The following is a 25,006-nucleotide window of genomic DNA, read 5'->3' on the forward strand; positions in this document are numbered from 1 at the left end:
CTACGCGCGTAACAACCTCAGCGACTAGAGCCGCTCCGGCCCGAAGGCGTCGGGCAGCAGTTCGCTCATCGTCCGCACCCCGGAGGGCAGCTGGACCAGCAGCTCGGGGCCCCCGTGCTCGAACAGCAGCTGGCGGCAGCGGCCGCACGGCATCAGCAGCTCGCCGGCGCCGTCCACGCAGGTGAACGCCACCAGTCGGCCGCCGCCGCCGGCGTGCAGCGCGGAGACCAGGCCGCACTCGGCGCACAGCCCGAGCCCGTACGAGGCGTTCTCCACGTTGCAGCCGGTGACGGTGCGCCCGTCGTCGACCAGGGCCGCGGCCCCGACCGGGAACTTGCTGTACGGGGCGTAGGCGTGCGCCATCGCCTCCCGCGCGGCCTCGCGCAGCCGCGCCCAGTCGACGGCGGCCGTCACTTGCCCTCGCCCTTGCGGTAGATCTGGCCGTCCGCCTTGGGCATCCGCAGGCGTTGTGAGGCGAGGGCCAGCACGACCAGCGTGATGACGTACGGGGTGGCGACGATCAGCGGACGCTGGACGGTGTCGGTGAGCGCGTACCACAGGCCCAGGCCGACGGCGACGACCGCGCTGATCACCGCGCCGGTGAACTTGCGGCGGTAGAGCTGCCAGAGCGCGAGCAGCGCCATGGCGATCGCGATGACCAGCAGCAGGACGTGGACGTTGTCCGCGTCGCGCAGCTGGAGGCTGTCGGTGAAGCCGAACAGGCCGGCGCCCATGGCGAGGCCGCCGGGCATCCAGTTGCCGAAGATCATCGCGGCGAGGCCGATGAAGCCGCGGCCCTGGGTCTGGCCGTCCTTGTAGAAGTGCGCGGCGACCAGCGAGAGGTACGCGCCGCCGAGGCCGGCGAAGGCGCCCGAGGCGACCACCGCGTAGTACTTGTACTTGTAGACGTTGACGCCCAGCGACTCCGAGGCGGTGGGGTTCTCGCCGCAGGAGCGCAGCCGCAGGCCGAACACCGTGCGCCAGAGCAGGAAGTAGGTGACGACCAGCAGCACGGCGGCGATCACCACGACCACCGACAGGTTGGTGACCAGGCCGGCGAGGATGCCGGCGACGTCGGAGACCAGGAACCAGTGGTGCGACTCGATGCTCTCCAGCCAGCTGGAGAGGCCCGGAACGGTGATCTCGGGCAGCGGGTCGGCCGGCGGCGACTGGTTGGCGCCCGCGCCGTTCGCCACGTAGTCCTTGTAGTAGATCCGGTTGACGTACGCGCAGATGCCGGGGATCAGCAGGTTGATGCCGACGCCGGAGACGATGTGGTCGACGCCGAAGGTCACGGTGACCAGCGCGTGCAGCAGACCGCCGAGCGCGCCGCCCGCCATGCCGGCCAGCAGGCCGACCCACGGGTTGACCAGGTAGCCCGCCCAGGCGCCGCAGAAGGTGCCGGCGACCATCATGCCTTCGAGGCCGATGTTGACCACGCCGGCCCGCTCCGACCACAGACCGCCGAGACCGGCCATCGCGATCGGCACGGCCGAGGAGAGCGCCGCGCTGACCTGCCCGGAGGAGGTCAGGCCGTAGTTGCCGGTGTACGCCTCGACCGCGGAGACCAGCACCAGGGCACCGGCGATCAGCAGCAGGACGACGGGCCAGGTGATCTTCCCGCGCTTGGCGGGAGCCCCGCCCGACTTCGGCTTGGTGGCAATTGCCGTACTCACGCCGAGACCTCCTTCTTGGCGGCCGCGGCGGCCTGGGCGGCGAGCTCGGCGCCGACCTTCTGCTGCTGGCGCTTCAGGCCGTAGCGGCGGACCAGCTCGTAGGCGACGACGACGCAGATGACGATGGTTCCCTGCATGACCGCGACGATCTCCTGCGGGTAGTCGCCGCGCAGCGGCAGACGGGTACCCGCGACGTCGAGGAAGGCGAACAGCAGCGCCGAGAAGACGATGCCGATCGGCGTGTTGCGGCCGAGCAGGGCGACCGAGATGCCGATGAAGCCGAGGTTCAGCTGCACGCTCTGGCCGAAGTAGTACGAGTGCTGCAGCAGCTCCGGCAGGCCGATCATGCCGGCCAGCGCGCCGGACACCACCATGCTGGTGATGATCATGCGCTTGACGTTGACGCCCGAGGCCTTGGCGGCCGTCTCCGAGCGGCCGGTGGCGCGCAGGTCGAAGCCGAACCGGGTGCGGCTGAGGGTGAAGTGGAACAGCACGCCGATCGCGATGGCGACGAAGATGAAGCCGTACAGGTCGCCGCCCGCGGTCGGGATGGTGAAGAAGTGGCTGGACTGCGAGACCGGCGCGGTGTTGATCGCGTTGCTGCTGCCGCCCTTCGCCGGGGCGAAGACGCCCGGGACGAGCAGCAGGCCGACCACCGCGGTGGCGATGGCGTTCAGCATGATGGTCGAGATGACCTCGCTGACGCCGCGGTAGACCTTCAGCAGGGCGGCGATCGAGGCCCACAGGCCGCCGACCAGCATCGCGGTGATCAGCAGCAGCGGGATCTGCAGCACGGACGGCAGGTCGACCTGGCTGCCGACGTACGCGGCGAACAGCATGCCGAGCCGGTACTGGCCCTCGACGCCGATGTTGAACAGGTTCATCCGGAAGCCGAAGGCGGCGGCGCAACCGGCGACGTAGTACGTGGTGGCCCGGTTCAGGGTGAGCACCTGGCCGTCCGAGGCGGTGCCGTAGTCCCACATCACCTGGAAGGCGTTGAACGGGTCCTTGCCGGAGATCGCCAGCAGCACGCCGCAGATCACCGCGGAGAGCAGCACCGCGAGCACCGGCGCGGCCAGGGCCAGCAGGATGCGCTCGCCGTCGAAGCGGTCCTTGAAGGACGCCTTCGCGGCGGGGTTCTCAGTGGTCATCGGGTTACTCCCCCGCCTGCGGGTCGTCGGCGGTGTCGGTCGGACCGTCGGACTGGGTCTCGGTGCCCTCGGCGGCGACGGCCTGGGCCTCGGCGACCGCGTCGGGCTCGGACTCGATGTGGCCGCGGGCCGCACCGGTCATCGCGGTGCCCAGGTCCTCCGCGGTGACGGTGGCCGGGTCGGCGTCGGCGACCAGGCGGCCGCGGTAGATCACCTGGATCCGGTCGGAGAGGCCGATCAGCTCGTCCAGGTCGGCGGAGATCAGCAGCACCGCGAGGCCCTCGCGCTGCGCGGAGCGGATCTGCTCCCAGATCTGCGCCTGCGCGCCGACGTCCACGCCGCGGGTCGGGTGGGCGGCGATCAGCAGCTTGGGGCTGTGGCTCATCTCGCGGCCGATGATCAGCTTCTGCTGGTTGCCGCCGGAGAGGGAGGCCGCGGTGACCTCGATGCCGGGGGTGCGGACGTCGTACTCCTCGACGATCCGCAGGGTGTCCTTGCGGGCGCCGGCCGGGTCGAGCAGCGGGCCCTTGGAGTTGGGGGTCTCGGAGACGTGGCCGAGGATCCGGTTCTCCCAGAGCGGGGCCTCCAGCAGCAGGCCGTGCCGGTGGCGGTCCTCGGGGATGTAGCCGATGCCGGCCTCGCGGCGGGCCCGGGTGAGGGCGCCGGTGAGGTCCTTGCCGTCCAGCGAGACGCGGCCGGCGTCCAGCGGCAGCATGCCCATGATGGCCTCGACCAGTTCGGCCTGGCCGTTGCCCTCGACGCCGGCGATGCCGAGGATCTCGCCCTTGTGGATGGTCAGCGAGATGTCGTCGAGGACCACGCGCTCGATGCCCTCGGCGTCCGGCTTGGCGATCCGCAGCGCGTCGACGGTGAGCATCTCGGTGGTGGTGACGGTCGACTCGCGGGTCTGCGGGGAGGGCAGCTCGGCGCCGACCATCATCTCGGCCAGCTGGCGGGCGGTGACGCTCTGCGGGTCGGCGTCGCCGACGGTGGTGCCGCGGCGGATCACGCTGATCGCGTCGGCGACCGAGAGCACCTCGTGCAGCTTGTGCGAGATGAAGATGACGGTGACGCCCTCGGCCTTGAGGTCGCGCAGGTTGCCGAAGAGCGCGTCGACCTCCTGCGGCACCAGGACGGCGGTGGGCTCGTCCAGGATCAGGATCCGGGCCCCGCGGTAGAGGACCTTGAGGATCTCCACGCGCTGGCGGTCGGCCACGCCGAGGTCCTCGACCAGGGCGTCGGGCCTGACCCCGAGGCCGTACTGGTCGGAGATCTCGCGGATCTTCGCCTTGGCCTTGGCTCCTATCCCGTGCAGCTTCTCGCCGCCGAGGACGACGTTCTCCCACACGGTGAGGTTGTCCGCGAGCATGAAGTGCTGGTGCACCATGCCGATGCCGCGGTCGATGGCGTCGCCCGGGGTGTTGAACTCGACCTGCTCGCCGTTGATGGTGATGGTGCCCTCGTCCGGCTTCTGCATGCCGTAGAGGATCTTCATCAGCGTCGACTTGCCCGCGCCGTTCTCGCCCATCAGGGCGTGCACGGTGCCGCGCTGCACGGTGATGTCGATGTCGTGGTTGGCCACGACGCCGGGGAAGCGCTTGGTGATACCGCGCAGTTCGACGGCCGGTGTCGCCGTCCCCGCGCTGGGGAGTCCGCCCGGGAGGGCGGGGTCGGAGCCGGTGATGGCGATCTCCTCGTGGTCGTCTGGCGCATCGTCGCGCTGGAGAGATCTACGGACGGGGAACGGGATGGGGCCCGGGGGATGCGCGGGGTGCGCATCCGTCCGGGCCCCTCCCTGACTCTCCGTCATTCATACCCGCTGCCGGACGGCAGCCGGTGGAGGTGGGGCTTGGATCAGCCCTGCGGAGCGGTCGGGATCTTGGTCTGGCCGGAGGTGATCTTCGCGGCCGCCTCGTCCAGCTGCTTCTTGATGTCGTCGATGTGACCGCCGGTGGTGGCCAGCGAGACGCCGCCCTCCTTCAGGTCGAAGTTCTTCACACCGGTGATCGGGTTGCCGTTCTTCACGGACTCGATGTACTTGAAGACCGCGACGTCGACGTTCTTCACCATCGAGGTGAGGATGCGGGCGCTGTACTTCTGCAGGGCCGGCTGGGCGGCCTGGTCCGAGTCGACGCCGATGGCCCACTTGTTGGCGCCGGCGACGGCCTCGATGGCGCCGTTGCCGGAGGAGCCGGCGGCGGAGTAGATGACGTCCGCGCCCTTGTCGAGCTGGCCCTGGGCGGCCTGCTTGCCCTTGCCCGGGTCGGTGAAGCCCGAGAAGTCCGGCGGGGTGGTGAGGTAGGTGACCTCGACCTTCATGTTCGGGTCGACCGAGTGGACGCCCGCGACGTAGCCGGCCTCGAACTTCTTGATCAGCTCGGACTGGACGCCACCGATGAAGCCGACGTGCTTCGCGGTGGACTTCAGGGCGGCGGCGACACCGGCCAGGTAGGAGCCCTGCTCCTCCGAGAAGGTCAGCGAGGTGACGTTGGTCGGCTGGTCGGCCGACGCCGAGTCGATGATCGCGAACTTGACGTTCGGGTTGTCCTTCGCGACCTTGTTGACCGCGTCCTGGTAGACGAAGCCGACGGCGATGACCGGGTTGTAGCCCGACGAGACCAGGTCCTTGAGACGCTGCTCCTTGTCGGTCTCGGCCTCACCGGTCTTGGCCTCGGCCTCGTAGACCGTGGCACCCAGCTCGTTCTTGGCCTTGTCGAGACCACGGGCGGCGGAGTCGTTGAACGACTGGTCGCCACGGCCGCCGATGTCGTAGGCCATGCCGACCTTGAGGCCGGAGGCACCGGCGCCGGCGGTGGCGGAAGAGGAACCGGAGGTCGAGTCGCTCTTTGCGCCGCAAGCGGCGAGCGAGGCGATGCCCAGGGAACCCGAGAGCACAACCGCGGCGAGCTTCATTGAACGGCGCAAGGGAGTTTCTCCTTCTCACACACCCGTTTGGCGTGGTCGAGCGCCACCGTAACGCGCGTAGAACACGGTTGTGTTACGGCCTGCGAGGCCATCCGGGTTGTTATCAAAATGTGGTCGGACGTCCGAAGAAATCCGGACATAACGTCACATATGTTCAACCCGATGTCACTACCCAGTGGTATCGGGCCACCACGGTACGCCGATCTTGCCCCACCGGGCCAGTAACCGCGCCGAAATCCGGGGTGGCCCGGCGTTCACCCGCCGGGATCAGATCCGGCCGTGCTCCAGGGCCAGCGAGGAGAACAGTTCCACACCCACCGCGATGGCCCGCTCGTCCACGTCGAAGTCGCCCTGGTGCAGGTCCCGGACGCCCTTCTCGTGCGGGGCGCGGACGCCGAGCCGGGCCAGCGCGCCCGGCGCGTGCTCCAGGTACCAGGAGAAGTCCTCGCCGCCGAGGCTCTGCTCGGTGTCCTCCACCACCGGGCCGCGGCCGTCGGCGAAGCGGGCGGTCATCGCCGCCTCCAGCTGGGCGATCGACGCCTGCTCGTTGACCACCGGCGGCACCCCGCGGTGGTAGTCGATGGTCCACTTGGCCCGGTAGGTCTCGGCGATCCGGGCGACCAGCTCGTCCATCACCTCCGGCGCCTCCCGCCAGCCGGCCAGCTCCAGGCAGCGGACGGTGCCCTCCAGCTCGGCGTGGAGCGGGATGACGTTCGGCGCGGAGCCGGCCGCGATCCGGCCCCAGACCAGCGAGACGCCCCAGCGCGGGTCCATCCGCCGGGAGAACGCGGACGGCAGGTCCGCGGCCAGCTTGGCGACCGCGGTGACCAGGTCGGTGGTCAGGTGCGGGCGGGCGGTGTGGCCGCCGGGCCCGTCCAGGGTGAGCAGCACCCGGTCGCAGGCCGAGGTGATCGCGCCGACCCGCAGCCCGACCCGGCCGACCTGCACCTTGGGGTCGCAGTGCACGGCGAAGATCCGCCCGACGCCCTCCATCCCGCCGGCCTTGATCACGTCCAGCGCGCCGCCGGGCATCACCTCCTCGGCGGGCTGGAAGATCAGCCGGACCGGCTGCTTCAGCTCGCCCGCCGCCCGGGCCCGGGCCAGCACCAGGGCGGTGCCGAGCACCACCGAGGTGTGCACGTCGTGCCCGCAGGCGTGGGCCCGGCCGGGCAGGGTGGAGCGGTACGGCGCGTCCGTCTTGGTGTCGTCGATCGGCAGCGCGTCGATGTCCGCGCGGAACGCCAGCAGCTCCGTGCCGGGGCGGGTGCCCGCCGGGACGATGTCGACCAGCAGGCCGGTGCCGCCGGGGAGCACGGTGGGCTGCAGCCCGGCGGCGAGCAGCCGCTCGCGCAGCAGCCGGGTGGTGCGGAACTCCTGACGGCCCAGCTCCGGGTGCCGGTGCAGGTCACGGCGGAAGGCGATCAACTCGGCCTCGTGGGCGCGTACCCGGGCGCGCAGGTCTGCGGCGGGGCGGACGTCGGTCGCGAGGGCGGCTTGGGCGGCGGGCTGAGGATCGTTCACCTCAACCATCGTAGGCCGGTGGTGGGCTTTCTGCCCGGCTTCCGTCGAAGAGCTCACCGGATTGGTGCATACCGGCCGCGCGGATGGGTATGACATCTCGATTCAGCCGCCTTTCGGACGATCGCTGCCCTGTGCAACGACCCGGGCGCGTTCCGGACACGCGGCCTGCCCCCAACCAGGTCAAACGTTCCCTCTGCGCGGGCAAAGCTTTCTCCCACGCCCTTGAGTCCGGCACAACCGTGCGAATAGACAGCTTCCGCACAGTCGAACAGACGTGCATGACACTCCGTCAACTCACCACGTGGGGGGAACCGTCGTGCCCATCGCACGCCACCGGCTCGCCGGACTGGCCGCGCCGCTGACCGCGGCCCTGGTCCTGGGAACCATCGGGCTGGCCGCCCCGGCCGGCGCCGCCCCGGCCGGCGCCGCCACCGCCGCGCCGACCGCCAAGGAACTCACCGGCACCCACCCCGCCTGGGCCACCGCCCAGGCCGACGCGGGCGCCGTACCGGACTCCGCCCCGGGCAGCGCCCGGATCTACCTGGCCGGCCGCGACCGGGACGCGCTCGCCGCGCTCGCCCGCGCCGTCTCCGACCCCTCCTCCCCCGCGTACGGGAAGTACCTCGGCGACGCCGACGCCGAGGACCGGTTCGGCGCCACCGCCGAGCAGGTCGAGGCGGTCACCGCCTGGGTGACCGGCGCCGGCCTGACCGTGGACGCCGGCACCCCGCACTACCTGCAGGTCTCCGGCACCACCGGAGCGCTGTCCCGCGCCTTCGGCACCGGCTTCCGCAGCTACCGCACCGCCGACGGGCTGCACCGCGCCCCGGCGCAGGACGCCACCGTGCCCCCGGCCGCCGCCGGCGCGGTGCTCGCCGTCAGCGGGCTCAGCGACGCGGTCCGGCCGAACCTCTCGCACGCGGTCCCGGTCCGCGAGGCCGAGCAGCGCGCCCGGGCCGCGGCCGCCGGCCCGGACCGCAAGCAGCCCGCCACCCTGCCGACCGTCCCCACCTGCTCCGAGGACGGCTACGGCTCGAAGACCGCCAAGGGCGCGCCCGAGGGCTACGAGAAGAACGAGCCCTTCGCCCCCTGCTCGTACGTCCCGAGCCAGCTCCGCAAGGCCTACGGCGTGACCGACGCCAAGGTCTCCGGCAAGGGCGCCCGGATCGCGATCATCGACGCCTACGGCCTGCCCACCATGGAGCAGGACGCCGGCCGCTTCGCGACCCTGCACGGCGACCGGCCGTTCGCGCCGGGCCAGTACACCGAGTACGTCACCCCGGAGAAGTGGGTCCACCAGGACGAGTGCGGCGGCGCCGACGGCTGGGCCGGCGAGGAGGCGCTCGACGTCGAGATGGCCCACGGCCTCGCCCCCGACGCCCAGGTGGTCTACGTCGGCGGCAACTCCTGCTACGACGACGACCTCTACGACGCCATGGCCAAGGTGGTCGACGGCCACCTCGCCGACGTGGTCTCCAACTCCTGGGGCGAGATCATGCACGGCACCGGAGGGGACCTCGACCCCGCCGTGGTCGCCGCCGACAACCAGCTCTTCCAGCTCGGCGCGGTCACCGGCATCGGCTTCACCTTCTCCTCCGGCGACTGCGGCGACAGCTCCCCCGGCGCCGCCGCCACCGGCGTCAACTGCCAGGCCGACACCAGCCAGGCGCAGGCCGACTGGCCCTCCGCCTCCCCCTGGGTCACCTCGGTCGGCGGCACCGCGCTGCAGCTCGCCGACAAGGCCGGCCACTACGGCCACGAGGTCTCGATGGGCGACCGGCGCTCGGTCCTCTCCGCCGACCAGAAGTCCTGGACGCCCTTCCCCGGCAACTTCTACTTCGGCGGTGGCGGCGGCGTCTCCAAGGACTTCGCCCAGCCCTGGTACCAGCACGGCGTCGTCCCCGACTCCGTCTCGCACACCGCGGCCGACGGCACCCCGTCCGCCACGCCGCTGCGCGCCACCCCCGACGTCGCGATGAGCGGCGACCTGGTCGCCGCCACCCTGGTCGGCTACACCTCCGGCGGCACCTACAGCGAGGGCGGCTACGGCGGCACCTCGGTCTCCGCGCCCGAGTTCGCGGCGATGGTCGCCGACGCGATCGACGCCCGCGGCGGCCGCGCGATCGGCTTCGCCAACCCGTACCTCTACGACCGGGCCGGCACCGGCGCCTTCCGCGACGTCGACGACGCCAAGGTGCACACCAAGCTCGGCAACGTGGTCGACCTCGGCGAGGTCAACGGCGTCCTCAAGGTCCGCCTGTACAAGATCGCCTCCGACTACGGCCTGACCGCGACCCGCGGCTACGACACCGCCACCGGCCTCGGCACCCCGGGCGGATCCTTCTTCCGCCGCTGACGTCCACCCCGCCGGGGGCGCGGCTCCCCGTGCCCCCGCTCGTCGCCCTCCTGGGATGATCTGTGCGGATCGACCGGACACGGAGGGACAGGGCAATGAGCGAGCAGAAGGTGGCCGTGGTCACCGGGGCCAGCAGCGGCATCGGCGCGGCGACCGCGCGGCGGCTGGCGGCGGACGGCTTCCAGGTGGTGCTGACGGCCCGCCGGACCGAGCGGATCGAGGCGCTGGCCAAGGAGATCGGCGGCCGCGCGTACACCGTGGACGTCACCGACCGGGCCGCGGTGGACGCCTTCGCCGCCGAGGTCGGCCGGGTGGACGTGCTGGTCAACAACGCGGGCGGCGCGATCGGCGCGGAGACCGTGGAGGCGGGCGACCCGGCGGACTGGCTGGCCATGTACGAGGTCAACGTGCTCGGCGTGCTGCACGTGACGCAGGCGCTGCTGCCGGCGCTGCGCGCGACCGGCGACGGCACGGTGCTGGTGATGTCCTCGACCGCCGCGCTGGCCGCGTACGAGGGCGGCGGCGGGTACGTGGCGGCGAAGCACGCCGCGCACACCATCGCCGCGACGCTGCGCCTGGAGCTGTGCGGGGAGCCGATCCGGGTGATCGAGATCGCCCCGGGCATGGTGAAGTCGGAGGGCTTCGCGGTCACCCGCTTCCGCGGCGACGAGGACAAGGCGGCGGCGGTCTACGCGGGCGTGGCGGAGCCGCTCACCTCCGAGGACATCGCGGACACCGTCTCCTGGGCAGTGACCCGGCCGAGCCACGTCAACATCGACCTGCTGGTGGTCCGCCCCCGCGCCCAGGCCGCCAACCACAAGGTGCACCGCGAGCGCTGAGCGGACGCCGGTGAACGCCATGAGGCAGCGGATCACAACTTGATAGCTCGTACGAGTGAATTCCGTCCGCTGCCTCCACAACTGATGAGCGCTCAACTACCGTGGTGCCGCTGCCCGGGCGGCCCGTAGCGGGTCCTGGGGCCGAGGTACGTCGCGCAACCGCACAGCACCTACTTTCGTCTCTGGAGCATCCCCCCTTCCCGCCCTCACGAGGAGGACCCGCTGACCAGCGACATCCCGCCGCAGCGTCTGGACGCGCGGACGGATCCGTCCCTGCTCGGGCTTCACCGCTTCAACGAGGCCGACTCCGGCGCCGCCGAGGAGGCCCTGCTCGCCTGCTGCGGCAGTCACCGGTGGGCCCTGCGGCTCACCGCACACCGGCCGTACCCCGACATAGAGTCCCTGCTCGCCGCCGCCAGCGAGGCGTCGTACGACCTGCGGCCGGCCGACCTGGCCGAGGCGCTGGCCGACGAGAGCTGGATGCCGCAGCCGCTGCTCGGCATGCGCGCCCCCGGGAGCCAGGCGGCGCACACCGCCCTGCGGGCCGCGCACGCCGCGTACGAGGCCCGGTTCGGCCACGTCTTCGTGGTCTCCCTCGACGGGGTGGAGCCGGAGGAGATGCTCGACGGCGTGCTCACCTCGATCCGCACCCGGCTCGCCAACGACCCGGACGAGGAGCGCCTGGTCGCCTCGGAGGAGCTGCGCCGGATCGCGCTGACCCGCCTGGAGCACCTGGTGGCCACCCACGCGGCGGCCGGCAAGCGCTGACCGCACCGCCCCTCTCCCACCGCCGGGCCCCGCTCCACCGGAGCGGGGCCCGGCGGTCAGTGGTGGGTGAGCCTGGCCAGCTGCGCCCGGACCACCTGCCGGTCGGGCTCGGGCGTCGGCTCCTTCGGCGAGCCGACCGTGGTGAAGACCGCCAGCACCTCGCCCGTCCTGGCCATCAGGGCCCGCTGGACCAGCGCGGTGCCCTCGGATTCATTCGTCAGGGTGAACGCGGTGACGGCGTCCGCTCCCTCCGGGGTGGGCGTGTCGATCCGCTGCAGCCGGTGCGTGGTGGTCGGACCGCCCGCGGCCGCGGAGTGGAAGGCGGTACAGACGGTGAGGAGCCGGTCGAGCTCGGCCCGGATCCGCTCGGCCCGGCCGGCCCGGAAGGCGAGCAGCCCGGCGTAGACGCTGCGCCGCCCGTCGTCGGCCTGCGCGATGTCCAGGTCGACCTCGGCGAGCGGGCCGGAGCCGCTGGCCCCGGGCGAGACCGCGTCCAGGATCGGCTGGCAGGCGGGGCGGTCGGCCTTCTCCCCCGGCGCGGCGGGGTCGCCCTGGCCGGGGTTCATCAGGGTGACGGTCCAGCCGGGCCCGAGGTCGGCGTCGGTCAGGGCGGCGGCCCGCAGCGCGGCCGCGTCCGGCGCCGCCGACGGCGCGGCGCCGTCGGCGGACGGCGCGGGGGCGGTGGAGCCGCAGCCGGCCAGCAGGGCGAGGGCGCCGACCGCCAGGACGCGGACGGTTCGGGTGAGGGGCATGCGCGCACCGTAGCGCAACGAATCGACTACTTTGCGTCACGGTTCCCGCCTGGATTAGCCCGTGCGTGCCTGATTGATCACACCTGGGGCCCCCGGAGGCATCGGCGGACATGGCGTCGATAGGATGCTCGCGGCCGGTGGACCGTACCCGGCCGGGCTGACCGACACCGAAGCCGGCCGAGCCCCCAACCCCGCTTCCGGAGGGTTTTCCGTGCCGGCTGGAACGCTGTACCGCGGCCGGGAAGGCATGTGGAGCTGGGTGGCTCACCGAGTCACCGGCGTCCTCATCTTCTTCTTCCTTTTCGCGCACGTCCTCGACACCGCCTTGGTGCGGGTGTCGCCCGAGGATTACGACACCGTCATCGCGACCTACAAGACCTGGTACGTGAACCTGATGGAGTACGGCCTGAGCGCCGCCATCCTGTTCCACGCACTGAACGGCCTGCGGGTCGTGGCGGTCGACTTCTGGGCCAAGGGCCCGAAGTACCAGAAGCAGATGCTCTGGACCGTCGTGGGTGTCTGGGTCGTCCTGATGGCCGGCGCCTTCTACCCGATCCTCCAGCACACCCTTCGCACCTGGTTCGGGGGCTGATCTCCATGTCTGAGACCAAGGACGTGATCGTCCCCTCCCTGCAGGCCCACACGGGCCAGGGCCTGGGGACGGGCAACCCGGCCGACGCCTTCGTCGTCGAGCCGGCCCGCACGCGGAGCAAGAAGACCCCGCGCCGCACCCGCACCAACTTCGAGATGCTCGCCTGGCTGTTCATGCGCCTGTCGGGTGTCGTCCTGGTGGTGCTGGTCCTCGGCCACCTGCTGATCAACCTCGTCCTCGACGGCGGCGTCTCCAAGATCAGCTTCGCCTTCGTGGCCGGCCGCTGGGCCTCGCCGTTCTGGCAGGTCTGGGACCTCCTGATGCTGTGGCTGGCGATGCTGCACGGTGCCAACGGCATGCGCACCGTCATCAACGACTACGCGGAGAAGGACTCCACTCGTCTGTGGCTGAAGGGCCTCCTGGGTGTCGCGACCGTGTTCACGGTCCTGCTCGGCACCCTGGTGATCTTCACCTTCGACCCGAACATCTGACGAGCCAGAGGCGACTGACCCCCATGCAGATTCACCAGTACGACACTGTCATCGTCGGCGCCGGCGGCGCGGGCATGCGCGCGGCCATCGAGTCGACCAAGCGCAGCCGCACGGCGGTGCTGACCAAGCTCTACCCCACCCGGTCCCACACCGGCGCGGCCCAGGGCGGCATGTGCGCCGCCCTCGCCAACGTCGAGGAGGACAACTGGGAGTGGCACACCTTCGACACGGTCAAGGGCGGTGACTACCTGGTCGACCAGGACGCCGCCGAGATCATGTGCAAGGAGGCCATCGACGCCGTCCTCGACCTGGAGAAGATGGGTCTCCCCTTCTCCCGGACCGACCAGGGCCGGATCGACCAGCGGCGCTTCGGCGGCCACACCCGCAACCACGGCGAGGCCCCGGTCCGCCGGTCCTGCTACGCGGCCGACCGCACCGGTCACATGATCCTCCAGACGCTGTTCCAGAACTGCGTCAAGGAGGGCGTGGAGTTCTTCAACGAGTTCTACGTCCTCGACCTGCTGCTCAACGAGGGCAAGACCGCGGGCGTCGTCGCCTACGAGCTGGCCACCGGCGAGATCCACGTCTTCCAGGCCAAGGCCGTGGTGTTCGCCTCCGGCGGCACCGGCAAGATGTTCAAGGTCACCTCGAACGCCCACACCCTGACCGGTGACGGCCAGGCGGTGGCGCTGCGCCGCGGCCTGCCGCTGGAGGACATGGAGTTCTTCCAGTTCCACCCGACGGGCATCTGGCGGATGGGCATCCTGCTCACCGAGGGCGCCCGCGGCGAGGGCGGCATCCTGCGCAACAAGGACGGCGAGCGCTTCATGGAGCGCTACGCCCCCGTCATGAAGGACCTCGCGTCCCGTGACGTCTGCTCCCGCGCGATCTACACCGAGATCCGCGAGGGTCGCGGCTGCGGTCCGGACGGCGACCACGTCTACCTGGACCTCACCCACATCGAGCCGGAGCAGCTGGACGCCAAGCTGCCGGACATCACCGAGTTCGCGCGCACCTACCTCGGCATCGAGCCCTACACGGACCCGATCCCGATCCAGCCGACCGCGCACTACGCCATGGGCGGCATCCCGACCAACGTCGAGGGCGAGGTGCTGGCCAACAACACCGACATCGTCCCCGGCCTGTACGCCGCCGGCGAGGTCGCCTGCGTGTCGGTGCACGGTGCCAACCGCCTGGGCACCAACTCGCTGCTGGACATCAACGTGTTCGGCCGCCGCGCGGGCATCGCCGCCGCCGAGTACGCCGAGGGCGCCGAGTTCGTCGAGCTCCCGGCCGACCCGGGCGCGCTGGTCCAGAACATGGTCGACCAGCTCCGCGAGTCCACCGGTACCGAGTCGGTCGCGCAGATCCGCAAGGAGCTGCAGGAGTCCATGGACACCAACGCGTCCGTGTACCGCACCGGCAAGACCCTGGAGCAGGCCGTCCAGGACATCGCCGCCCTCAAGGAGCGCTTCAAGAACGTGGCGATCCAGGACAAGGGCATGCGGTACAACACCGACCTGCTGGAGGCCATCGAGCTGGGCAACCTGCTCGACCTGGCCGAGGTGCTGGCCGTCTCCGCGCTGGCCCGCGAGGAGTCCCGCGGCGGTCACTTCCGCGAGGACTTCCCGAAGCGCGACGACGTGAAGTTCATGCAGCACACCATGGCGTACCAGGAGGTCGCCGCCGACGGCTCCACCTCCATCCGCCTCGACTACAAGCCGGTCGTCACGACCCGCTACCAGCCGATGGAGCGTAAGTACTGATGAGCACCCCGACTGTCGAGCAGCACTCGGCCGCTCTGGACGCGGCCGAGGCGGGCTCCACCCAGCTGATCAACGTCACCCTGCGGATCCGCCGGTTCAACCCGGAGGAGCACCCGGACCCGGTGTGGGTCGACTACCAGCTGCTGATGGACCCCAAGGAGCGCGTCCTGGACGCCCTCAACAAGGTCAAGTGGGAGCAGGACGGCACCCTGACGTACCGCCGCTCGTGCGCCCACGGCATCTGCGGCTCGGACGCCATGCGGATCAACGGCCGCAACCGGCTGGCCTGCAAGACCCTGATCAAGGACGTCAACCCGGAGAAGCCGATCACGATCGAGGCCATCAAGGGCCTCGCGGTCCTCAAGGACCTGATCGTCGACATGGACCCGTTCTTCCAGGCGTACAAGGACGTCATGCCGTTCCTCATCACCAAGGGGAACGACCCGACCCGCGAGCGCCTGCAGTCGCAGGAGGACCGCGAGCGGTTCGACGACACCACCAAGTGCATCCTGTGCGCCGCGTGCACCTCGTCGTGCCCGGTGTTCTGGAACGACGGCCAGTACTTCGGCCCGGCGGCGATCGTCAACGCGCACCGCTTCATCTTCGACTCGCGCGACGAGGGCGGCGAGCAGCGCCTGGAGATCCTGAACGACCGTGAGGGCGTGTGGCGCTGCCGCACCACCTTCAACTGCTCGGAGGCCTGCCCGCGCGGCATCGAGGTCACCAAGGCGATCCAGGAGGTGAAGCGCGCGCTCGTCACGCGTCGCTTCTAGTCCACCGCCCTGAGGGCCCGTCCGGAGTTCGCTCCGGACGGGCCCTCAGGCGTTCCGGCGGCGCGGTGCGGTGACCAGGGTGAGCAGCAGCGGGCCGAGGAAGAGCGCGGGCGCCATCGTCCGGTGGTCCTGTCCGGTGGCGGTGGCCAGCAGGCCGGCCTGGACGGCGAGCAGCACGGCCGCCCCGACCGGGAGGGCGGCGGGCAGCCGGTGCCGTCGGGCGTGCACCAGCAGGGCGGCGCAGGCGATCCAGCTCCAGGTGGCGCCGCGCCACAGCAGCCAGTCCAGCTGCGGGACGCGGAACGCGGTGTGCAGCCAGGCGGCGGCGCGGCCGAGCGGCCCACCGGTGGTGCCGGGGGCGGCCACGCCGGTGGCGCCGCCGAGCTCCGCCGGGCCGGGTCCGACCGACCAGGCCAGCTGGCCGCGGCACAGCCGGGCGGCCAGCACCAGGTCGGGGCGGCGGCCGAGCAGGGTGGTCCACTGGTCGGCCGGCCCGGTGAACTCCGGCGCCCGGTAGCAGCGTTCACCGGCCAGGTCCCAGTCGGCGAGCGGCGCGGCGGCGGCCAGGTCGGCCCGCTCGGCGGCGGTGAAGGCGCCGGGGTCGCGGTGGTACGCCACCGCGAGGTCGCCGAGGCGCAGCGCGTGGACCGTGTGGGCGGGCGGGCGGTGCACGCCGGGGATCCGGACGATGCCGAGCACCACCGGGACCACCACGGCCACCGCCGTCGCGAGGGCGATCCGGCGGCGCGCCCCGCCGAGCAGGAGCAGCAGCGGCACGGCGGTCAGCAGGACGACCAGCGGGCCGTGCGGGTGGAGGGTGCCCAGGCCCAGCAGGGCGGCGGCCAGCACCAGCAGGTCCAGCCGCAGGACCGGGCCGCGGCCGTCCAGCGTGCCGTCCGCACGGCGGGCCAGCAGGCGCAGCGCGGCGGCGGTCGCCAGCACCGCGCAGACGGTGGAGGGCACGTCCGGGGCGAGCGCCACCACGAACGCTCCGGTGGGCGGGGCCGCGGCCAGCAGCAGCGCGGTCGGGGCGGTCCAGCGGGCCCGGGTTCCCAGGCGGGCCAGGGCGGCCGCCGTGTAGCCGAGGGCGAGCGCCGCGAGGGTGGTCTGCGCGAGGGCGAGCGGCCCGGCGCCGCCGGCCAGCCGGACGGAGCCGCGGAGCGCCGCCGTGTACAGCCCGTACGGGTCGGCGCCGCCGTAGCCGGCGGCCGGCGCCCGGTGATCGGTGGCGGCCCACCAGAAGAGCCAGACCGCCTGGGTGGCGGCGGTCACGGCGAGCGGCATCCGCACCCGTGAGCGGGCCCGCCGGTGCCGCCGGTGGCCCTGGGAGCGCACCGGTTCGGCCACGGTCGAGGGCCTGAGGGTCGCGCTGCCGGACATGTGGCCTCCCCTGCGTCCCCCACACCCCGGGACGGGCGCCTCGACCGCCAGTTCGGCCGAGTGTGTGCGGCAGGCTAGCAGCAGCCCCCGCCCCGCCGTCCATGCTCCTGACAGGACGGGCCCGTCCGATCGCGGGATCGGACGGGCCCGGGCGCGCCGGAGGCGGGATCAGCGCAGCGTGCCGAGGTCCTTCGGCGCGGTGGTGCCGCGGTAGGTCAGCAGGTGTCGGTCGGCGGTCACCGCGTACAGGTCGGGCAGGCCGTCGCCGTCACCGTCGCCGGAGCTGCCCAGCGTCGGGTAGTCGGCGACCGGGAAGGTGCCGAGCACGGTGCCGGACGCCGGGTCGGCGAGCGCCGAGAAGTCGCGGACCCCGTCGGCGCCGACCGGCATCGGGTACGCGCGCAGCGTGCCGGTGGCCCGCTCGCGCGCCCAGAGCGCGACCGACCCGTCGGCGGCCTTGCCGGGGGCGACCAGGTCGTAGCCGGCCCAGACCCCGCCGGTGGAGAGCTTCTTGACGTTCCAGAACTGGAAGCGGAAACCCGGGTCGGTGAACAGCCACAGGTCGCCGTTCTCCACGGTGGCCAGCGAGGGCTGGGTGTACTGGTCGAGCGACCCGAGCGAGACGAGCTGTTCCACCCTGGACCAGGTCGGGGCGTAGTCGGCCGGGCAGGCCGTGTCGCCGCAGCTGTCCGGGCGGTCGACCAGCGTGATGCCGGACCCGTTGAAGACGCCCAGGGAGGTGTTGCGGATCGCGTAGAGGTAGGCGGTCCCAGGCGCGTGCGCGAAGAGGTCGTCGACCGGTGCGTGGTTGTCCCAGCCGCGGTGCGCCACCTGGAGCGCGCCCCAGCCGTTGCCGCGCGGCGCGGCCGCGGCGGGGGACACCGAGGTCGGCACGGTGGTCGTGGCGGCGGCGCTGATGATCTGCAGGTTACCCGCGGTGTCCGGGAGCAGGATGTCGGGGACGGCGTCGCCGTCCACGTCGCCCGGGGCCTGGGGCGGGTTGGGGTTCCACGGGGCGTAGAAGGTGTAGCTGACCGGCTGCGAGACGTTGCCCGCCCGGTCGACGGCCTGGACGGTGAGGAAGTTGGTGCCCCACTGGGCCGGCCGCAGTTGGACGGTGGCGGTGCCGTCCGGGCCGGCCTGGACCTGGCAGTCGCCGCCGACGTCCGAGGTGCCGTTGAGGACGTACCGGAAGCACGCGGTGCCGGAGCCGGTGTCGCTGCCGGTGAGGGTGAAGGTGCCGAGCTGGCCGGCGTACTTCTGCGGGATCTGCCCGCTGCCGGACTCGGGGAAGTCGGTGGAGGCGACGGCGACCCGCGGGGCGGTGGTGTCGACGCCGAACCCGCAGGTGTCGGTGGGCTTCCCGCTGCCCGGGCCATACTCGGGCCAGGCCTGCCAGGTGTAGCCGACGGCCTCGGCGAGGCCGGTCGGCAGCGCCTTGACGGTGCCGTCGGGGCCGGTCTCGGCGGTGGCGTCGAAGACCTTCTGCCCGGTGGCGTCCCAGACCTTGAAGCGGGCGGCGGGCGCGTCGGTGTGCGCGGTGAGCGCGGGCGGGCCGGCGGCCAGCCAGCTGTGGCAGTCGGCGGTCGTGGCGGACCGGCCGTCCTGGGCCGCGGCGGTGGGCGCGGCGACGGTCAGCAGGACCACGGCTGCGGCGCCCAGCACGGCGGCGGGCGTACGGCGGTTGACGGGCAAAACAGGGCCCCCTCGGACTCGTCCGGACTCGAACGAGCGGAGACTCTGCCAGCCCGCCGGAGGCCGCGTCAAAGGGATTCCGCGGCCTGGCGGCGCAGGGCCCGCAGGCCGCGGACGCCGATCGCGCCGATGGCCAGGCCCAGCGCGAGGGAGGTGACGGCGAGCAGCAGGTGGACCCAGAAGAAGGCGGTGGGCTGGGAGTGGTCGCCGCCCACGAAGGCCTGCCCGCCGGAGTCCTTCCAGAGGTTCTTCACGAAGGTGGTCCAGATGAACAGCGACCAGACGCCGAAGGCGGTGAGGAACCAGGACACGGTGCGGCTGAGCTTCATGGCACCCAGTATGGACGGTGCGCCGAGCGGCCCAGCGGCGGGCACCCGGACGAGGTAAATCCGCTTATATGCCAAGGATCGGCCGAGGCCGCGGGTACCTTCCCCCAATGCAGCTACTCCGTCGCTTCGGACTCCTGCCGACCGCCGCGGTGATCGGTCTGCTGGCCCCGGGCCCGGCCGTCGCGCTGACGGCCGACGGACCGCCGCCGGCCCGGCCGGTGATCGGCGGGGCCCGGCTGGCCGCCTCGGGCGTGCAGGTGGCGCCGCGACCGGGGGCGCCGGCGCTGCCCGCGGACCTGACCGGGAAGTCCTGGGTGGTGGCGGACGCGGACTCCGGCGAGGTGCTGGCCTCGTTCAACGCGCACGCGCAGCTGCCACCGGCGTCCACCCTGAAGATGCTGTTCGCGGACACCGTGCTGCCCAAGTTCGACCGGGCGGCGGTGCACCGGGTGGCGCCCGCCGAGCTGGCCGGCATGGGCCCGGGCTCCAGCCTGGTCGGGATCAAGGAGGACCTGGAGTACCGGGTCGAGGACCTGTGGCGCGGGGTGTTCCTGGCCTCCGGCAACGACGCGGTCCGGGTGCTCGCCCACATGAACGGCGGGATCGAGCGGACCGTCGCCGAGATGCAGGACCGGGCGCGGTCGCTGCAGGCCGACGACACCCGGGTGGTCACCCCCGACGGCTACGACGAGGACGGGCAGCTCTCCTCGGCGTACGACCTGACCCTGTTCGCCCGGGCGGGCCTGCGCAACCCCGACTTCCGGGCGTACTGCGCGACCCGCTCGGCGCAGTTCCCCGGTGCGGTGGACAAGGCGACCGGGCAGCGCGGCTCGTTCGGCATCGCCAACACCGACCGGCTGCTGGGCCGCTACCCGGGGCTGATCGGGGTGAAGAACGGCTACACCACCAACGCCGGGGCGACCTTCACCGGCGCCGCCGAGCGCGGCGGGCGGACGCTGCTGGTCACGGTGATGCACACGGAGACCAATCCGAAGGTGTACGACGAGACCGCGGCGCTGCTCGACTGGGGCTTCGCGGCGGCGGGCAAGGTGGCGCCGGTCGGCACGCTGGCCGAGGACCTGGCCCCGCCGGCCGACCGGCCCGCGGCCGCCGCCGACCGCCCGGCGGGGGCCGCGCCGCAGGCCGCCCCGGCCGCGCTCACGGTCGGCGACGGCGGGGCGCTGGGCTGGGCCACCGCGCTGCTCGGCGCCGTCGCGGCGGGCCTGGCGCTGCTGCGCGCGCGGGCGGTGCGCCGCCGCCGCTGAGCGGTCAGAGGTCGGCCAGGGCCTCGTCCCGGGCGGCGTCGGCCTGGGCGAGGGCCCGCTCGCGGGCGTCCTTGCGGTCGGCGAGCGCGGTCCAGGCCGCGCAGTACATCAGCAGCCGGGTGACGAAGTTCATCCACAGCAGCAGGGCGACCGGGACGCCGAAGGCGCCGTACAGGCTGCGACCGGCGACCGAGCCGAGGTACGAGGAGAGCAGCAGCTTGAGCAGCTCGAAGCCGACCGCGCCGATCAGCGCGCCCTGCAGCAGGTCGCGGCGACTGCGGCCGGTGGCCAGCTGGTCGGTGATCAGCGGGAACGGGCCGAGCAGGTAGGCGAAGAGCAGCAGGTCGGCGCCGACCGCGATCAGGAAGCCGACCGCGGTCAGCGCCCAGCGGCCGGCGCCGCCGTCCAGGCCGATCGCGTCGGCGAGGCGGCGGGCCAGCGTGGTGGCGGCGGCGGAGGCGCCGAGCGAGAGCAGGCAGACCACGCCGAGGCCGAGCAGCACCACGCAGTCGCGGGCCTTGAGCAGCACCGGGTTGCCGCTCTCGGCGGGCAGCCGCCAGACGTCCCGGATCGAGCCGCGCATGGTGTCCACCCAACCGAGGCCGGAGAGCAGCAGGATCACGCCGCTGACCAGTCCGACGGTGGCGGCGTTGGCGACCAGCGAGTCCAGGTCGAGCGCGTCGGACAGGCCGGGCAGCTGCTCGGAGATCTTGTCCTGGAGCTCCTGCACCCGGTGGTCGGAGAGGGTCGCCACCGCGATCGCCAGGGCCACGGTGAGCAGCGGGAACAGCGCGAGGAAGCCGAAGAAGGTGACCGCGCCGGCCAGCCGGTTGGCCTTCACCGCGGTGAAGTGTTCGTAGGTCCGGTACGGGCGGCTGCGCATCACCCGGGCGGCGGCGGGGCCGATCACGGGCAGCTTGGTGAGGAACTCCACGCAGGGTGTATACCGTGCTGCGCAGCGCCCGTGCGGGACCGGCGCGGCCACGTGTCACGGCTGCCGGCTCCCCCGACCCGGCCTGGCCACGCGACGATCAGCGAGGTTCGGCAGGTAGGATTTCGGCTGGTAACCTGCCGGATCTTCCCGTCCGGGCACCCCGGTCGCACTCCCTGATGAAAGGCTCTGCGCAGCCGATGGCACCCCGCCTCTCCGTCGTCGTCCCGATCTACAACGTCGAGCGCTACCTGGAGGAATGCCTCGACTCGATCGCCGCACAGACCTTCAGCGACTTCGAGTGCGTCATGGTCGACGACGGCTCCAAGGACTCCAGCGCCGCGATCGCCGACGCGTACGCCGCCAAGGACTCCCGCTTCCGTCTCGTCCGCCAGGAGAACAAGGGCCTCGGCGCCGCCCGCAACACCGGCTGGCGCCACCTCTCCGAGGGCACCGAGTTCCTGGCCTTCGTGGACAGCGACGACACGCTGCCGCCGAGCGCCTACGAGTTGATGATCGGCACCCTGGACGAGACCGGGTCCGACTTCTGCACCGGCAACGTGCTGCGCTTCCGCGCCGTCGGGTACTACCCGTCCGGCGGCCACCGCAAGCCGTTCAAGGAGACCCGGCTCAAGACCCACGTGACCGAGATCCCGGCGCTGGTCACCGACCGCACCGCCTGGAACAAGGTCTACCGCCGCACCTTCTTCGACACCGCCGGCATCCTCTACCCCGAGGGCATCCTCTACGAGGACGCCCCGGTCAGCGTGCCGCACCACTACCTCGCCAAGAGCGTCGACGTGCTCTCCGAGCCGATCTACCACTGGCGCGAGCGCGAGGTCGGCGAGATGTCGATCACGCAGATGAAGACCAACCCCAAGGGCGTCATCGACCGGGTGAAGTCGATGGAGCTGGTCCGCGCCTGGATGCTGGAGCAGACCGACCCGAAGTTCCGCGGCTACCTCAACTCCTACGACGAGAACAATCTCCTCGAGGAGATTCCGATGTTCTTCTGGTCGGTGGCGGAGGGCGACCCGGCGTACAACGCGGCCTACCAGGAGTCGGTCAGCCGGCTGCTGCGCGCGATCGGCCCCGAGCAGGTGCGCAAGCTGCGCGCGCCGCTGCGGCTGAAGTACCACCTGACGCTGCAGGGCCGGATCGACGAGCTGATCGAGCAGATGGAGTTCGAGAAGGACAGCAACGGCGCGGCCCCGGCGCGCGGCCTGCTGCGTCCGTACGCGGACTACCCCTTCCTGCGCGGCGGCCGCAAGAGCGTGCCGGCCGAGCTGCTGCGGCTGAACAACGCGCTGGTGATGCGCAGCCGGCTGTACGAGGCGACCTGGCGGGAGGGCAAGCTGCACCTGACCGGGCACGCCTTCCCGGAGCACCTGGGCGCCGAGAACAAGCACGACATGATCAAGGTGCTGGTGCTGCGCGAGGCCAGGGGCCGCCGCGTGGTCATGGTGCAGACCCGGACGACGTACAGCCCGGAGGCCACCGCCAGCTCCCCGCACGCGCTGTACAGCTGCGACTGGGCGGGCTTCGACGCCGTGATCGACCCGGCCCGGCTCAAGCACCGCGGCCAGTGGAAGGACGGCTCCTGGCGGGTGCTCATCGCGGGCGCCGGCAAGGGCGGCGTCTACAAGGGCCGCGTCTCCGGCGGCTGGAGCGACACCGCCGAGCACCCGCCGGCGCACTGGGTCGACCGGGACGTGCGGATCACCTCCTGGCTGAAGGACGGCCACGTCAACCTGCGGGTCGAGCTGGTCAAGGCCCGGATGACCGCGGTGACCGCCGCGCGCGGCACCGTCCGGATCGAGGGCTCGGCGCTGTCCGGCTCCGAGCTGTCCGGCGCCGTCCTGCGGCTGACCCACGCCGAGTCGGACCGGCCGCTGACCTTCCCCCTGGAGCTCGGCACCCCCGTCGACCGCAGCGTCCCGTTCTCCGCCGACGTGCCGGTCGCCGAGCTGACCGTGGTCCGCGACGCGTGGGACGCCCTCGACCCGGCCGCCGACGAGCGCTACCGCGACCACTGGAACGCCGCCCTGCTGCTCGCCGACGGCACGGTGCTGCCGATCGCGGTCGACGAGCGCGCCGCGGCCACCCACGTCCACGTGCCGATCGGCACCGACGGCGCCCGCGCGCTGTACTCCAAGCCGTCCTCCAACGGGCACCTGCAGCTGTGCGACCAGGTGCTGCAGCCGGTCGTCGAGGAGGTCTCGGCCGCCCTCGACGGCGAGGGCTTCGTACTCAGCGGCAGCTTCCCGCTGCCCGGCACGCACCGGTACGAGCTGGTGATCCGGCACGACTGGCGCGAGGAGGAGCACCACTACCCGGTGGAGATCGCCGACGGCCGGTTCCGCGCGGCGCTGCCCGCGGTGCCGACCGCCAGCTACGCCGGCCAGGTGCCGCTGCACAAGGGCACCTGGGAGGTCTACTTCCGCCCGGTCGACGCGCCGGCCGACTCCCACTGGCCGCAGATCCTGCTCGCCCCGTCCTGCCACGCCGCGCTGCCCGTCGAGGTGCTCGCCCGCGGCAAGCGGGTCGCGCTGGAGCGCCGCCAGTTCGACCTGCTGTCGCTGGAGTCGCACGAGGTGCTGCCGCCCGAGGAGCGCAGCGGCTACCGCCAGCGCACACAGCGCGCCGCCTACCCGGCGATGCAGCAGCGGCCGCTGACCGACACCGTGGTGTACTACACCGGCCGCCGCAGCCGCTACGCCGGCTCGCCGCGCGCGATCCACGAGGAGCTGGTGCGCCGCGGCACGCCGGTGCGCCACCTGTGGGCCAGCGACGACCTGCAGGCCGACCTGCCGCAGACCGCCGAGCCGCTGCGCCGCTGGTCGCCGGAGTGGTACGAGGCCCTGGCCACCGCCAAGTACGTGGTGACCAGCTCGCACCTGCCGGAGTTCTTCACCCGGCGGCCCGGCCAGCAGGTCGTGCAGACCTGGCACGGCACCCCGCTGAAGCAGATCGGCCACGACTTCGAGAAGGTCTGGTTCACCGACGCGGAGTACCTGGAGCACCTCGACCGCGAGGTGCCGCACTGGTCGCTGCTGCTGTCGCAGAACGAGGTCTCCACCCCGGTGCTGCGCCGCGCCTTCAAGTACGAGGGCACGGTGCTGGAGAGCGGCTACCCGCGCAACGACGTGCTGTTCGCCGCCGACCGGGAGAAGACCGCCGAGCAGGTCCGCGAGCGCCTCGGCCTGCCCGAGGGCAAGAAGGTGGTGCTGTACGCGCCGACCTACCGCGAGGACCGGCGCCGGCCGCAGGACGGCTACCAGCTGGACCTGCGGATCGACCTGGCCGCCGCCAAGGACGCGCTGGGCGAGGACCAGGTGCTGCTGGTCCGCGGCCACGAGCTGGTCTGCGCCCGGGTGCCGGAGGCCGGCGACGGCTACGTCTGGGACGTCACCAGCTACCCCGACATGGCCGAGCTGCTGCTGATCACGGACGTCCTGGTCACCGACTACTCCTCGGTGATGTTCGACTTCGCGGTCACCGGCCGTCCGATGGTGTTCTTCACCTACGACCTGGAGCACTACCGGGACAACCTGCGCGGCTTCACCTTCGACCTGACCGCCCAGGCGCCGGGCCCGATGGTGGGCGACTCCGCGGAGCTGATCGCCGCGCTGGGCCGGGTCGAGGCCGACGCGGCCGCCCACCGGGAGGCCTACCGCGCCTTCCGCGAGGCCTACTGTTCGTTGGAGGACGGTCACGCCTCGGAGCGGGTGGTGGACGCGATGCTGGGGGACTGATCGCACACGCCGCACCGGGGGATTTTTTCACCGGACATTCA

Annotated in this window: 20 protein-coding genes; 9 read left to right on the forward strand and 11 right to left on the reverse strand. The window is 72.2% G+C overall.

Going from position 1 to position 25,006, the window contains the following annotated elements; translation table 11 throughout:
• Positions 1 to 24 precede the first annotated feature (24 nt).
• The 6 genes from ABEB06_RS15615 to ABEB06_RS15640 all read right to left on the reverse strand — a co-directional run bounded on the left by ABEB06_RS15615 (position 25) and on the right by ABEB06_RS15640 (position 7,210).
• Entirely contained in the window at positions 25 to 414 is a 390-nt protein-coding gene (locus tag ABEB06_RS15615) for a cytidine deaminase (RefSeq protein ID WP_345697467.1), read from the reverse strand.
• Entirely contained in the window at positions 411 to 1,676 is a 1,266-nt protein-coding gene (locus ABEB06_RS15620; protein WP_345697468.1) for an ABC transporter permease, read from the reverse strand. The genes ABEB06_RS15615 and ABEB06_RS15620 overlap by 4 nt, the downstream gene beginning before the upstream one ends.
• Positions 1,673 to 2,827 (reverse strand): ABC transporter permease, encoded by a 1,155-nt coding sequence (locus ABEB06_RS15625; RefSeq protein ID WP_345697469.1) that lies wholly within the window; start codon positions 2,825 to 2,827, stop codon positions 1,673 to 1,675. Before ABEB06_RS15625 ends, ABEB06_RS15620 begins: the two co-directional genes overlap by 4 nt.
• A 4-nt stretch (positions 2,828 to 2,831) precedes the next feature.
• The gene (locus tag ABEB06_RS15630; RefSeq protein WP_345697470.1) at positions 2,832 to 4,637 is read right to left on the reverse strand and encodes an ABC transporter ATP-binding protein; all 1,806 of its coding nucleotides are present in this window, start codon (positions 4,635 to 4,637) and stop codon (positions 2,832 to 2,834) included.
• Between the two features lie 44 nt (positions 4,638 to 4,681).
• Entirely contained in the window at positions 4,682 to 5,752 is a 1,071-nt protein-coding gene (locus ABEB06_RS15635) for a BMP family lipoprotein (protein WP_345697471.1), read from the reverse strand.
• A 267-nt stretch (positions 5,753 to 6,019) separates the two neighbouring features.
• The gene (locus ABEB06_RS15640; protein ID WP_425559776.1) at positions 6,020 to 7,210 is read right to left on the reverse strand and encodes an amidohydrolase; all 1,191 of its coding nucleotides are present in this window, start codon (positions 7,208 to 7,210) and stop codon (positions 6,020 to 6,022) included.
• A 379-nt stretch (positions 7,211 to 7,589) separates the two neighbouring features.
• Between ABEB06_RS15640 and ABEB06_RS15645 the strand changes: the two genes are divergently transcribed.
• The 3 genes from ABEB06_RS15645 (at position 7,590) to ABEB06_RS15655 (ending at position 11,236) form a co-directional block, all read left to right on the forward strand.
• Positions 7,590 to 9,629, forward strand: coding sequence for a S53 family peptidase (locus ABEB06_RS15645; protein WP_345697473.1), 2,040 nt, complete (start codon positions 7,590 to 7,592; stop codon positions 9,627 to 9,629).
• A gap of 95 nt (positions 9,630 to 9,724) precedes the next feature.
• Complete coding sequence (locus ABEB06_RS15650) at positions 9,725 to 10,468, forward strand: SDR family oxidoreductase (RefSeq protein ID WP_345697474.1); 744 nt, start codon at positions 9,725 to 9,727, stop codon at positions 10,466 to 10,468.
• A gap of 327 nt (positions 10,469 to 10,795) precedes the next feature.
• Positions 10,796 to 11,236 carry a 2-oxo-4-hydroxy-4-carboxy-5-ureidoimidazoline decarboxylase gene (locus ABEB06_RS15655; protein WP_425559777.1) on the forward strand — a complete coding sequence of 147 codons (441 nt, stop codon included), beginning with the start codon at positions 10,796 to 10,798 and terminating at the stop codon, positions 11,234 to 11,236.
• A 56-nt stretch (positions 11,237 to 11,292) separates the two neighbouring features.
• On the opposite strand, the gene ABEB06_RS15660 is transcribed toward ABEB06_RS15655, so the two are convergent.
• A complete protein-coding gene (locus ABEB06_RS15660) occupies positions 11,293 to 11,988 on the reverse strand; it encodes a hypothetical protein (protein WP_345697475.1) in 696 nt (231 codons plus the stop codon).
• Positions 11,989 to 12,199: 211 nt separating this feature from the next.
• Between ABEB06_RS15660 and sdhC the strand changes: the two genes are divergently transcribed.
• The 4 genes from sdhC to ABEB06_RS15680 are packed head-to-tail and all read left to right on the forward strand — an operon-like array spanning position 12,200 to position 15,610.
• Positions 12,200 to 12,580: a succinate dehydrogenase, cytochrome b556 subunit gene (gene sdhC, locus ABEB06_RS15665; protein WP_345697476.1), complete on the forward strand. Its 381-nt coding sequence runs from the start codon at positions 12,200 to 12,202 to the stop codon at positions 12,578 to 12,580.
• 5 nt (positions 12,581 to 12,585) lie between these two features.
• Entirely contained in the window at positions 12,586 to 13,071 is a 486-nt protein-coding gene (gene sdhD, locus ABEB06_RS15670) for a succinate dehydrogenase, hydrophobic membrane anchor protein (RefSeq protein WP_345697477.1), read from the forward strand.
• Between the two features lie 23 nt (positions 13,072 to 13,094).
• Complete coding sequence (sdhA, locus tag ABEB06_RS15675; protein WP_345697478.1) at positions 13,095 to 14,837, forward strand: succinate dehydrogenase flavoprotein subunit; 1,743 nt, start codon at positions 13,095 to 13,097, stop codon at positions 14,835 to 14,837.
• Positions 14,837 to 15,610 carry a succinate dehydrogenase iron-sulfur subunit gene (locus tag ABEB06_RS15680; protein WP_345697479.1) on the forward strand — a complete coding sequence of 258 codons (774 nt, stop codon included), beginning with the start codon at positions 14,837 to 14,839 and terminating at the stop codon, positions 15,608 to 15,610. Before sdhA ends, ABEB06_RS15680 begins: the two co-directional genes overlap by 1 nt.
• A 45-nt stretch (positions 15,611 to 15,655) precedes the next feature.
• Here ABEB06_RS15680 and ABEB06_RS15685 read toward each other — a convergent pair whose 3' ends face one another.
• From ABEB06_RS15685 to ABEB06_RS15695, 3 genes are all read right to left on the reverse strand, one after another.
• Positions 15,656 to 16,990 (reverse strand): hypothetical protein, encoded by a 1,335-nt coding sequence (locus tag ABEB06_RS15685; RefSeq protein WP_345697480.1) that lies wholly within the window; start codon positions 16,988 to 16,990, stop codon positions 15,656 to 15,658.
• 168 nt (positions 16,991 to 17,158) lie between these two features.
• On the reverse strand, positions 17,159 to 18,685 hold the full coding sequence (locus ABEB06_RS15690) for a hypothetical protein (RefSeq protein ID WP_345697481.1): 1,527 nt from the start codon (positions 18,683 to 18,685) through the stop codon (positions 17,159 to 17,161).
• A gap of 68 nt (positions 18,686 to 18,753) precedes the next feature.
• Positions 18,754 to 19,014 carry an SCO4848 family membrane protein gene (locus tag ABEB06_RS15695; protein ID WP_345697482.1) on the reverse strand — a complete coding sequence of 87 codons (261 nt, stop codon included), beginning with the start codon at positions 19,012 to 19,014 and terminating at the stop codon, positions 18,754 to 18,756.
• A 107-nt stretch (positions 19,015 to 19,121) separates the two neighbouring features.
• On the opposite strand from ABEB06_RS15695, the gene ABEB06_RS15700 reads away from it, so the two are divergent.
• On the forward strand, positions 19,122 to 20,279 hold the full coding sequence (locus ABEB06_RS15700; RefSeq protein WP_345697483.1) for a D-alanyl-D-alanine carboxypeptidase family protein: 1,158 nt from the start codon (positions 19,122 to 19,124) through the stop codon (positions 20,277 to 20,279).
• A gap of 4 nt (positions 20,280 to 20,283) precedes the next feature.
• Here ABEB06_RS15700 and ABEB06_RS15705 read toward each other — a convergent pair whose 3' ends face one another.
• Positions 20,284 to 21,213 carry a YihY/virulence factor BrkB family protein gene (locus tag ABEB06_RS15705; RefSeq protein WP_345697484.1) on the reverse strand — a complete coding sequence of 310 codons (930 nt, stop codon included), beginning with the start codon at positions 21,211 to 21,213 and terminating at the stop codon, positions 20,284 to 20,286.
• 197 nt (positions 21,214 to 21,410) lie between these two features.
• On the opposite strand from ABEB06_RS15705, the gene ABEB06_RS15710 reads away from it, so the two are divergent.
• A complete protein-coding gene (locus ABEB06_RS15710; RefSeq protein ID WP_345697485.1) occupies positions 21,411 to 24,965 on the forward strand; it encodes a bifunctional glycosyltransferase/CDP-glycerol:glycerophosphate glycerophosphotransferase in 3,555 nt (1,184 codons plus the stop codon).
• Positions 24,966 to 25,006: the final 41 nt, after the last annotated feature.

Source organism: Kitasatospora terrestris (assembly GCF_039542905.1).
Lineage (GTDB): Bacteria > Actinomycetota > Actinomycetes > Streptomycetales > Streptomycetaceae > Kitasatospora > Kitasatospora terrestris.